Origin of the sequence: Micromonospora sp. ATCC 39149 (assembly GCF_000158815.1) — a bacterium.
GTDB lineage: Bacteria > Actinomycetota > Actinomycetes > Mycobacteriales > Micromonosporaceae > Micromonospora.
Genome location: NZ_GG657738.1, coordinates 6,753,711 through 6,763,240 on the forward strand (window position 1 = coordinate 6,753,711; position 9,530 = coordinate 6,763,240).

A 9,530-nucleotide genomic window follows, 5' to 3' on the forward strand; every position below is an offset into this window, starting at 1 on the left:
GCCTCGCGCTGCACGTCGTGGCGTCGGTGCTCTGCGTGGTCGCGCCGACCGTGACCGTCCTCGGCGCGCTGCGGGTGGTGCAGGGCCTGGGCGTCGCGGCGGCCACGGTGGTCGCGATGGCCGTGGTCCGCGACCTGTTCAGCGGCGCGGCCTTCGCCACGCTGCTCTCCCGGCTGCTGCTGGTCATGGGGGCGGCGCCGATCCTCGCGCCGACCCTCGGCGGCGCGCTGCTGCGCTGGACGAACTGGCGGGGCGTGTTCGTGGCCCTGGCCGTCTTCGGGGCGGTGCTCGTCGTGGTCGCCGTGTTGGGCCTGCGCGAGACCCTGCCGGCCGACCGGCGTCGGCGCGGCGGGGTGGTCGCGACGGCGGCCGTGTACGGCTCGCTGCTGCGCGACCGCACGTTCGTCGGCCTGGTGCTGGTCGCCGGCCTGGCCATGGCGGCGCTGTTCGCGTACGTGGCCGGGTCGTCGTTCGTCCTGCAGCAGCAGTACGGCCTCGACGAGCAGCAGTTCGGGCTGGCCTTCGGGGCGGGCGCGGTGGGGCTGATCGGGGCGACCCAGTTCAACGTGCGGCTGTTGCGTCGCCACTCGCCGCAGCGGATCCTCGTCGCCTCCCTCGGCGTGGGGACAGTGGCCGGGCTGGCGCTGCTCGTCTTCGCCGCGACCGGCCTGGGCGGGCTGCCCAGCCTGCTGGCGTCGCTGTGGGTGGTGCTCGCGGCGGCGGGCCTGGCGATGCCGAACGCGCCGGCCCTGGCCCTGTCCCGGTACGGCGAGGCGGCGGGCACGGCCTCGGCCCTGCTCGGCGCGGTGCAGTTCGGTGTCGGCGCGGTGTCCGCGCCCCTGGTGGGGGTGCTCGGCACCGGCGCGGTGGCGATGGCCCTGGTGGTGGCCGGCGCGATGGTGGCGTCCACCACGGTCCTGCTCGTCGTCGTGCGGCCCGCCCGGCTCGCCGGCCCGGTGGACGACGCGGTGGTCGTGCCGGCGCACTGACGGGACTACGCCTTTGTTGCCACCCGGTCAGGCGAGCGTTAACATCGAGTAATTTCGATTGCTGGTGTGGGGGTGGCAGATGTCCCGAACCGTCCGCCGGTCGTGGCGCCGGGTTGCGCTCACGGCCGCGACCGCCCTCGTCGCGCTCGTCGCCGTGGTGCCGGCCGTCGGGACCGCCCCCGCCGAGGCCGGCGCGGCGGCCGTCACCCCGGCCGCCGTGCCCCCGGCGGGGCAGACCTCCCGGTACACGATGACCGCGTTCACCAACAGCAGCGAATCCAACATGTACGTCTACGAGTCGGCCGACGCCACGGGGTACCGGCTGCTACGCGGGCCCGCCTACACGCCGCCGACGGGGCTGATCCGCGACCCGAGCGTGATCAGGCACACCGACGGGCGGTACTACATCGTCTACACCACCAACTGGACCGGCAACACCATCGGCTTCGCCACCAGCACCGACCGGGTCAACTGGACGTTCCTGCGCAACCACACCATCCCGATGACGGTGCAGAACACCTGGGCGCCCGAGTGGTTCGTCGACAGCGACGGCAGCGTCAACGTGATCGTCTCGCTCTCCACCAACGGGGCCGACTTCAAGCCGCACCGGCTGCGCGCGACGAACACCTCGCTCACCTCGTTCGGCGCGCCCACGCCGCTGGCCGGAATCGGCCCCAACCACATCGACACGTTCGTGGTGAAGGTCGGCGGGACGTACCACGCGTTCGCCAAGCAGGAGACCACGAAGTACATCGAGCACGCGACGGCGAGCAGCCTGAACGGCCCCTACACCTTCGTCGGGACCGGCGACTGGGCCGGTTGGGGCGCGCCGCGCGAGGGGCAGGCGCTGGTGCAGCTGGACAACGGCGGCTGGCGGATCTACTTCGACGGGTACACGGTCGGCAAGTACTACTTCAGCGACAGCTACGACGGGTTGCGCACCTGGACCCCGCCGGTGGAGCTGCCCGGGCTGTCCGGCTTCGCCCGTCACTTCACCGTGCTCCGCGAGACGGTGCCCGGCGGCGTCACGCTGCCCACCGGCGCGCGCTCGTTCCAGTCGGTCAACTTCCCCGACCGGTACGCGGCCCGCCGCGCGGACAACCTGGGCTACCTCGACCCGGTTTCGACGGCCAGCCCCGCGCAGGCCCGGCAGGACGCCACCCTCACCGTCGTCGCCGGGCTCGCAGACGCCAACTGCTTCTCGCTGCGCACCGCCGACGGCCGGTACCTGCGGCACTACGACTTCCGGATCAGGGCCGACGTCCACGACGGCAGCGCGATCTTCGGGCGGGACGCCACGTTCTGCGCCCGGCCCGGTTCGGTCGCGGGCTCGGTCTCGCTGGAGTCCTACAACTATCCCGGCCGGTACCTGCGCCACTACGACTACGCGCTGCGCGTCGACCTGTACCAGGACACCGCCATCTTCCGGGCGGACAGCTCCTTGCGCCCGGTGGCCCCGCTGGCCTGAGCGCCCGCTCACGACGGGGTGGGAGCGGGCCGAAAGGACTCCCTCGCACGACGCCGACTTTCCGCTAGGCTGCCGTCCGACACCGGCCACGGCGGGGAGGAGTGCAGTGCGCATCGCGCTCTTCGTCACCTGCCTGAACGACGCGTTGTTTCCGCAGGCCGGCATCGCCACGGTCACGGTGCTGGAGCGGCTCGGCCACACGGTGGAGTTCCCCGCCGCGCAGACCTGTTGCGGCCAGATGCACGCCAACACCGGCTACGCTGCGCCCGCCCGTGAGCTGGAGCGCGGCGTCGAGGCGGTGTTCGCCGGCCACGACGCGATCGTCTCCCCGTCCGGGTCCTGCGTGGCCCACCTGCGCACGCACACGGGGCTGCCGGTGTACGAGCTGTCCGAGCTGCTCGTCGACGTGCTGGGCAGCATCGACGTCGGGGCGAGTTTCCCACACCGGGTCACCTACCATCCCACCTGCCACGGGCTGCGCGTGCTGCGGCTGCGCGACCGCCCCCTGCGGCTGCTCGCGGCGGTGCGGCGGCTGGAGCTGGTCGACCTGCCCGAGTCGGAGCAGTGCTGCGGCTTCGGCGGCACCTTCGCCCTGAAGAACGCCAAGGTCTCCGGCGCCATGCTCGCCGACAAGTGCGCCAACGCCGTGGCCACCGGAGCCGACTACCTCGCCGCCGCCGACAGCTCCTGCCTGATGCACATCGGCGGCGGGCTGGCCCGCCGGCCCGGCGCGCCACGGCCGATCCACTACGCCGAGATCCTCGCCGCGACGCCCGGCAGCGGGCCGGTCCCGTGAGCCGGCAGTTGCCCATCGTGGCCCGCACCCCGTTCCCCCGGGCGGCCGGGCCCCAGCTCGCCGACGCGCAGCTGCGGGGCAACCTGCGCCGGGCCACCCGCACCATCCGCGACAAGCGGGCTGCCGTGGTCGCCGAGGTCCCGGACTGGGAGCTGCTGCGCGACCGCGCCGCCGCAGTGAAGGACGACGTCCTCGACCGGCTGCCGCAGCTGCTCGCGCAGTTCGAGGCAGCCGCCACGGCCGCCGGGGCGGTCGTGCACCACGCCGCCGACGCCGCGCGGGCCAACGCCGTCGTCGCCGACCTGGTCCGGGCGCAGGGCGTCGACCAGGTCGTCAAGGTCAAGTCGATGGCGACCCAGGAGATCGGCCTCAACGAGGCACTGGCGGCGGTCGGCGTCACCGCGATCGAAACCGACCTGGCCGAACTGATCGTCCAACTGGCCGAGGACACCCCCTCGCACATCCTGGTGCCGGCGATCCACTACAACCGCAGCCAGATCCGGGAGATCTTCGCCCGCCGGATGCCCGGCTTCGCGGCCGACTCCGACGAGCCGGCGGTACTGGCCGCCGCCGCGCGGGTGTACCTGCGGCGCACCTTCCTGGCCGCCCGCGTCGCGGTGTGCGGGGCCAACTTCGCCGTGGCGGAGACCGGCTCGTTGGTAATCGTCGAGTCCGAGGGCAACGGGCGGATGTGTCTCACCCTGCCCGACACGCTGATCGCGGTGGTCGGGGTGGAGAAGCTGCTGCCGCGCTTCGCCGATCTGGGCGACTTCCTGCGACTGCTGCCGCGCTCGTCGACCGGCGAGCGGATGAACCCGTACACCTCGATCTTCACCGGGGTTACCCCGGGGGACGGCCCGCAGCGACTGCACATCGTGCTGCTGGACAACGGGCGTACGACCGTGGCCGCCGATCCGGTGGGTCGCGCGGCGCTGCGCTGCATTCGCTGCTCGGCCTGTCTGAACGTGTGCCCCGTCTACGAGCGGGTGGGCGGCCACGCGTACGGGTCGGTCTATCCCGGGCCGATCGGCGCGATTCTGTCGCCGCAGCTGACCGGGCAGGACGCCGGGGCGAACCGGACCCTGCCGTACGCCTCGACGCTCTGCGGCGCCTGCTACGACGTCTGCCCGGTGAAGATCAACATCCCGGAGATCCTGGTGCACCTGCGCCAGGCCGGGAAGCCCCCGGCTGCCGAGCGGGCCGCGATGGGCCTGCTGGCCTGGACGATGCGGGACCGCCGCCGGTGGCGGGCGGCGCTGCGGGCCGCCCGCGCGGGTGGCCGGCCCCTGCGGGCCCTGACCCGGCGCGGCGGGGGGCGGCTGCGCCGCGCGCCGTGGCCCCTGTCGGCCTGGACGGCGCACCGCGACGCGCCGCTGCCCGCCGCCGAATCGTTCCGCGACTGGTGGAGCCGCACCCATGGCCGCTGACCTGCCCGGGTCGCCCGCGCCTGACCTGCCCGCCCGATTCGCCGAACGGGCGCGGGACTACCGCGCGACCGTCCACCGCACCCGGATCGACGAGCTGCCCGAACTGCTCGCCGGGCTACTCGCGACGGCCTCGGGCGTGGTGGTGCCCGCCGGAACGCCGCCGCAGTGGACGGCGGCGCTGGGCCCGCCGCGCCTGCCCGGCAACGCGCTCACCGTCGCCGACCTGGACGCCCCCGGCCTGGCGGTGCTGACCGGCTGCGCGGTGGGCCGTCGCCGAGACCGGGCACCATAGTGCTGGGACGCCGGCCCCGCCCAGGGCCGGCGACTGCTCACCCTCGTGCCCGACCGCCACGTCTGCGGTCGTCGACGAGAACCAGATCGTCGCCGATCTGCCCGACATGGTCCGGGCACTGCCGGACCCGACCCGCCCACTGACGTTGATCTCCGGGCCCTCCGCGACCAGCGACATCGAACTCAACCGGGTGGAGGGCGTGCACGGCCCCCGCCGTCTGGACATCGTCTGCCTCCAGCCGGACCGGTAGGCCCCCGGCCCGCGCGGGCTGAAGGCGTCGCGGCGTGTAGCCCCGGGGCCCACGCCGCGACGGGCGATCAGTGGATCAGCGCCGGGGCGGCAACCTGGCCGCCGCCCTGCTCGTCGTCGAGCACGTGAGACTGCTGGCGCCTGCGCGGCAGGAAGAAGGCCGGCACGAACGTCGCCAGCACCAGGGCGAAGCCCACCCAGAACGTCGTGGAGAACGAGTCGGCGACGAACTCCAGGCCCCGCTGGAGGATCCCCGGGTCGACCGGGAACTGCTGGGCCAGGTCCGGGTTCTGCTTGACAGCGATGGCGAGACCGGCCTCGGTGACCGGCGCGCCCGTGTTCGGGTCGACCGTCCCCGGGATGACCGGCGACTCGTTCAGCTCGTTGGTGAGGATCACCGACATGATCGCCGAACCCGCCGAGCCCGCGATCTGCTGAAGGATGTTCAGCAGCGTGGAACCCCGGGCCACCTCGTGGTTCGTCAGCGTCTTCAGCGCCGACGTCATGACCGGCATCATCGTCCCGCCCATGCCGAGGCCCATGACGAACAGCGAGCCGCACAGCAGCCAGTACGACGTGTCGGTGTCGACCTGCGTGAACGCGAAGAAGCCCACCGCGATCAGCACCAGCGCGAACGGCACGGTCCGGCCGACCGGGATCTTGTCGGCCAGCATGCCGGCGATCGGCATGGTGACCATCGCGCCGATGCCCTGCGGCGCCATCAGCAGGCCGGCGTCGAGCGTCGACTCGCCGCGCACCTGAAGGAAGTAGCTCGGGAACAGCAGCCCGGCGCCCATGAACGCGATCATGAACACGGCCATCGTGACGGACGCGACGGTGAGGTTGCGGTCGCGCAGCAGCCGCAGGTCGAGCAGCGGGTGCTTCGGCTTGAACGAGTAGAGGATGAACCCGACGACCAGCAGCCCACCGACGAGCATCGGCAGCCACACCCTGCGGTCGCCGAACGTGCCGGTCTCGGGCAGCGACGACACCCCAAACAGGAAGAGGGCCAGACCCGGCGAGAGCATCAGCATGCCGACGAAGTCGAACGACTCCGACGGCTCGGGTGCGTCCTTCGGCAGCGCCCACTGCGAGTAGGCCAGCGCGACGACACCGATCGGCAGGTTGATCAGGAAGATCCATTGCCAGCTCGCCACGTCGATCAGCCACCCGCCCAGGATCGGCCCGCCGATCGGGCCGAGCAGCATCGGGATGCCCAGCACCGCCATCAGCCGGCCGATCCGATCAGGGCCGGCCGCCCGCGTCATGATCGTCATACCGAGCGGCATCAGCATGCCGCCACCGAGGCCCTGTAGCACCCGGTAGCCGATGAGCTGGCCGATGGAGTCGGCGGTGGCGCACAGGCCCGAGCCGAGCGTGAAGAGCACGAGTGCGGCCATGTAGAGCCGCTTCGTTCCGAAGCGGTCGGCGGCCCAGCCGGTCAGCGGAATGACCGTGGCCAGCGCCAGCGTGTAACCGGTCATCGTCCAGGCGACTCGGGCGTAGGAGGCGTCGAACTCGGTCTGGAACGTGGGCAGTGCCACGCTGACCACGGTCACGTCGAGGATCGACATGATCGCGCCGAGGACGACGACTCCGGCGATCTTCAGTACAGCGGCGTCGAGCTTGGTCGGCGCCGCGGGTTGACTGCTCACAGCGAATCTCCTGATGAAGCTGGCGGGTGCCGCCGAGTGGCCATGCACCAGGCGGTGACGTTAACAAGGCCCACCCACACTCCACCGACCTTTATCGCCTCCGTGGGCTGTGGCCACGGTCACTGCGCGCGTCGGCCGGCATCGCCGCCCTGCTCAATGGATCTGCCGCCCCCGCGCGTCCGGCACCCCGGACTTGCGGAAGAAGTACGTGTTGATTTGGTCCCGCCACTCGATGGCACAGCGCAACTGCTCGTCCAGGCGCTCGGTAACCCGGGCGTGCACCGCCGGGTCGATGACCCCGGCCAGCCGCCGCCACCGCTGTCGCATCTCGGCCACCTGCTGCACCCCGGCGAAGTGGGTGTCGTAGATGTGCTGGATGACGGTCGACCCGCTTTGCAGCACGTGCCCGTACGGGACATGGTGGAAGAACAGCAGCAGCTCGTCCGGGCAGTCCCGCAGCGACTCGTATACCCGCGACCACGGCTGTGGGTACTGGCCGGTGAAGCCGGTGCCCGTCGCGCGGGTGCGGTCCACGCCCACCCCCTCGCGGTCGGCGAAGTGGTAGGTGCCCCAGCGCGAGTACTCGTACCCGTCGACGTCGGGACCGTAGTGGTGGTTCGCCGGGCTGACCATGAAACCGACCCCCAGCGGCGCGGTGTACCGCTCGTAGGTGCGCCAGGAGCCGTCCATGACGGCGTGCAGCGTCCGGCGCACCAGCGTCGGGTCGCCGGTGGTCCCCGCCGGGAAGGTGAGGTCGATCCACTCGTCGAGGACGGCGGTCGGGTCCAGGCGGGGGTCCCAGGCGAGCCGGCCGAAGGCGTACAGGTTGGCCTGGGCCAGGGGGTGTCCGGTCCAGAACGGGTCGTCACCCACGTTGGCCACGGCGACCAGGCCGCCGCCGGCCGCCGGGCCCGGCCCCGCGCCGGCGGCCACGTCGGCGACGGTCGGCCCGCCCGGCCCCCACGGCGCGAACGCCAGCACCTCGCTCCAGCAGGGCGCGAGATAACACACGTGCCGCTGCTGGCCCGTGTACTCCTGGGTGACCTGGAACTCCACCGCCAGCCGGGTCGCCGGCATCGCCGCCAGCACCGGCGACACCGGCTCCCGCGGCTGGAAGTCGATCGGGCCGAACTTCACCTGGACCACCACGTTGTCCCGGAACCGGCCGTCCAGCGGGGCGAAGTGGTCGTACGCGGCCCGCGCCCGGTCGGTCGAGCGGTCCCGCCAGTCCTGCCGGTGGTTGTAGACGAACGCCCGCCAGTGCACCACGCCGCCGAAGGGCGCCAGGGCCTCCGCGAGCAGGTTCGCGCCGTCGGCGTGGTCGCGCCCGTACGTGAACGGGCCCGGCTGGCCCTCGGAGTCGGCCTTCACCACGTAGCCGCCGAAGTCGGGGATGCGCTCGTACACCTGGCGGGTGGCGGCGGCCCACCACGCCCGCACCGTCGCGTCGAGCGGGTCGGCGGTCGGCAGGCCGCCGAGGACGACGGGCGCGGCGAAGGTGACCGACAGGTGCACCCTGATCCCGTACGGACGCAGCGCGTCCGGCCAGCTCGGCGACGTCCCCGAGGGCGGTCGGTCAGCAGCCGCCGCCTCGGTCGCGTGGACGTTTGACGTTTGTTCACCGAGAATCGCGTTGACGCCGCACGCGGCCCAGCAACCGCCCGTATGCGCGGACCCGGTCCAGGTCGCGGCGTGCCGCGCCGGCGTGCCAGAAGATCGACCCGCCGGCGTAGCCCCGCTCGACCTGCCCCATGACCGGGTGTACGTCGACGTTGTCCCAGTGGTCGAGCATCCGCAGCGACACCGCCGGCGCGTGCCGCCGCGCCGGGCGGTCGCCGTCGAACGCCGCAGCGCCGAGGCGCACCACGTGGAACAGCCCGTACAGCAGGCCGGCCGGCGTGTCGGCCAGCACCATCGTGACGCCCTCGGCGCGGGCCAGCAGGTACCCCTCGGTGCCGAGCGACCCGCCGGCTCCGGTCGACCGAGCCACCCGCGCCACCGGCGCGGGCAGCGGCCCGGCGTCGCGCAGCGCGAGCACCAGGTCCACCCCCGGGTCCCCGGCGCTGCGGGCGGCCCGCCCGCCGTGCCGGGCGCAGGCATGCTCGACCTCGTCGAAGACGGTGTCGACGAGCCCGCCGTCGCCGCGCACGAGGACGCGGCGCGAGCCGAGCGGGCCGAACGCCTCCGGCGGCAGCCAGGCGAGCGTGCACGCCCCCGGCGGGGCAGGTGGTGGCGGCGTCGGTCGCGGTAGGGCTGGAAGTGGCGGGGCCGGTGGTGGCGGGACCGGTCGTGCCGTTGGGCCGAATCATGCGGTGAACTCCCTCCGGATCGTCGCGGTCATCGGGGCGGCGACGCGCAGCAGCGCGAGGGCGCACACCGAGCCCGCCAGCGCGAGCACCGCCTCCGAGGTGACGGCCGTGACGGCGGCCGACGCCGCGAGCAGCAGGACCGTGCCGAGGGACACCCCCGGGGCGCGGACCGCGAAGTGCAGGGCGAGGCGGGCGACGTCGCGGGCCCGGAACGCGAACAGGGAGGTGATCACCAGCGCGTTCGTCCCGACGAGGGTCGCCACGGCGGCGACGCCGACCAGCGGCACCGCCCACCACCGGGGCACGGCCGCGACGTCGAGGTGGGCGAGGTTCACCGCGACGACG

Annotated in this window: 8 protein-coding genes and 2 pseudogenes; 6 read left to right on the forward strand and 4 right to left on the reverse strand. The window is 73.1% G+C overall.

Annotated features, from left to right (window positions below; genetic code table 11):
- From MCAG_RS29100 to MCAG_RS33105, 6 genes and pseudogenes are all read left to right on the forward strand, one after another.
- Positions 1–989: MFS transporter (locus MCAG_RS29100; protein WP_083802387.1), on the forward strand; the 989-nt coding region annotated here is incomplete at its 5' end.
- A gap of 79 nt (positions 990–1,068) precedes the next feature.
- Positions 1,069–2,457 (forward strand): glycoside hydrolase family 43 protein, encoded by a 1,389-nt coding sequence (locus MCAG_RS29105; RefSeq protein ID WP_007076516.1) that lies wholly within the window; start codon positions 1,069–1,071, stop codon positions 2,455–2,457.
- 106 nt (positions 2,458–2,563) lie between these two features.
- Positions 2,564–3,253, forward strand: a complete 690-nt coding sequence (locus tag MCAG_RS29110) for a (Fe-S)-binding protein (RefSeq protein ID WP_007076517.1) — start codon at positions 2,564–2,566, stop codon at positions 3,251–3,253.
- A complete protein-coding gene (locus MCAG_RS29115; protein WP_007076518.1) occupies positions 3,250–4,680 on the forward strand; it encodes a lactate utilization protein B in 1,431 nt (476 codons plus the stop codon). The genes MCAG_RS29110 and MCAG_RS29115 overlap by 4 nt, the downstream gene beginning before the upstream one ends.
- The gene (locus MCAG_RS30065; RefSeq protein ID WP_007076519.1) at positions 4,670–4,972 is read left to right on the forward strand and encodes a hypothetical protein; all 303 of its coding nucleotides are present in this window, start codon (positions 4,670–4,672) and stop codon (positions 4,970–4,972) included. The genes MCAG_RS29115 and MCAG_RS30065 overlap by 11 nt, the downstream gene beginning before the upstream one ends.
- A 25-nt stretch (positions 4,973–4,997) precedes the next feature.
- Positions 4,998–5,222, forward strand: a pseudogene (locus MCAG_RS33105) (LUD domain-containing protein); the annotation flags it as partial.
- Between the two features lie 67 nt (positions 5,223–5,289).
- Here the strand turns inward: MCAG_RS33105 and MCAG_RS29125 are convergent.
- The 4 genes and pseudogenes from MCAG_RS29125 to MCAG_RS29135 all read right to left on the reverse strand — a co-directional run.
- Positions 5,290–6,876 (reverse strand): DHA2 family efflux MFS transporter permease subunit, encoded by a 1,587-nt coding sequence (locus MCAG_RS29125; protein ID WP_007076520.1) that lies wholly within the window; start codon positions 6,874–6,876, stop codon positions 5,290–5,292.
- Positions 6,877–7,029: 153 nt separating this feature from the next.
- Positions 7,030–8,505, reverse strand: a complete 1,476-nt coding sequence (locus MCAG_RS29130) for a hypothetical protein (protein ID WP_232290432.1) — start codon at positions 8,503–8,505, stop codon at positions 7,030–7,032.
- On the reverse strand, positions 8,495–9,025 hold the full coding sequence (locus MCAG_RS35485) for a hypothetical protein (protein WP_232290323.1): 531 nt from the start codon (positions 9,023–9,025) through the stop codon (positions 8,495–8,497). The genes MCAG_RS29130 and MCAG_RS35485 overlap by 11 nt, the downstream gene beginning before the upstream one ends.
- 156 nt (positions 9,026–9,181) lie before the next feature.
- Positions 9,182–9,530 (reverse strand): annotated as a pseudogene (locus MCAG_RS29135) (hypothetical protein); the annotation flags it as partial.

Bases quoted from the DNA above. Each gene is read 5' to 3' on its own strand.
- MCAG_RS29105 (WP_007076516.1), top strand. From the start codon at position 1,069: ATGTCCCGAACCGTCCGCCGGTCGTGGCGCCGGGTTGCGCTCACGGCC.
- MCAG_RS30065 (WP_007076519.1), top strand. From the start codon at position 4,670: ATGGCCGCTGACCTGCCCGGGTCGCCCGCGCCTGACCTGCCCGCCCGA.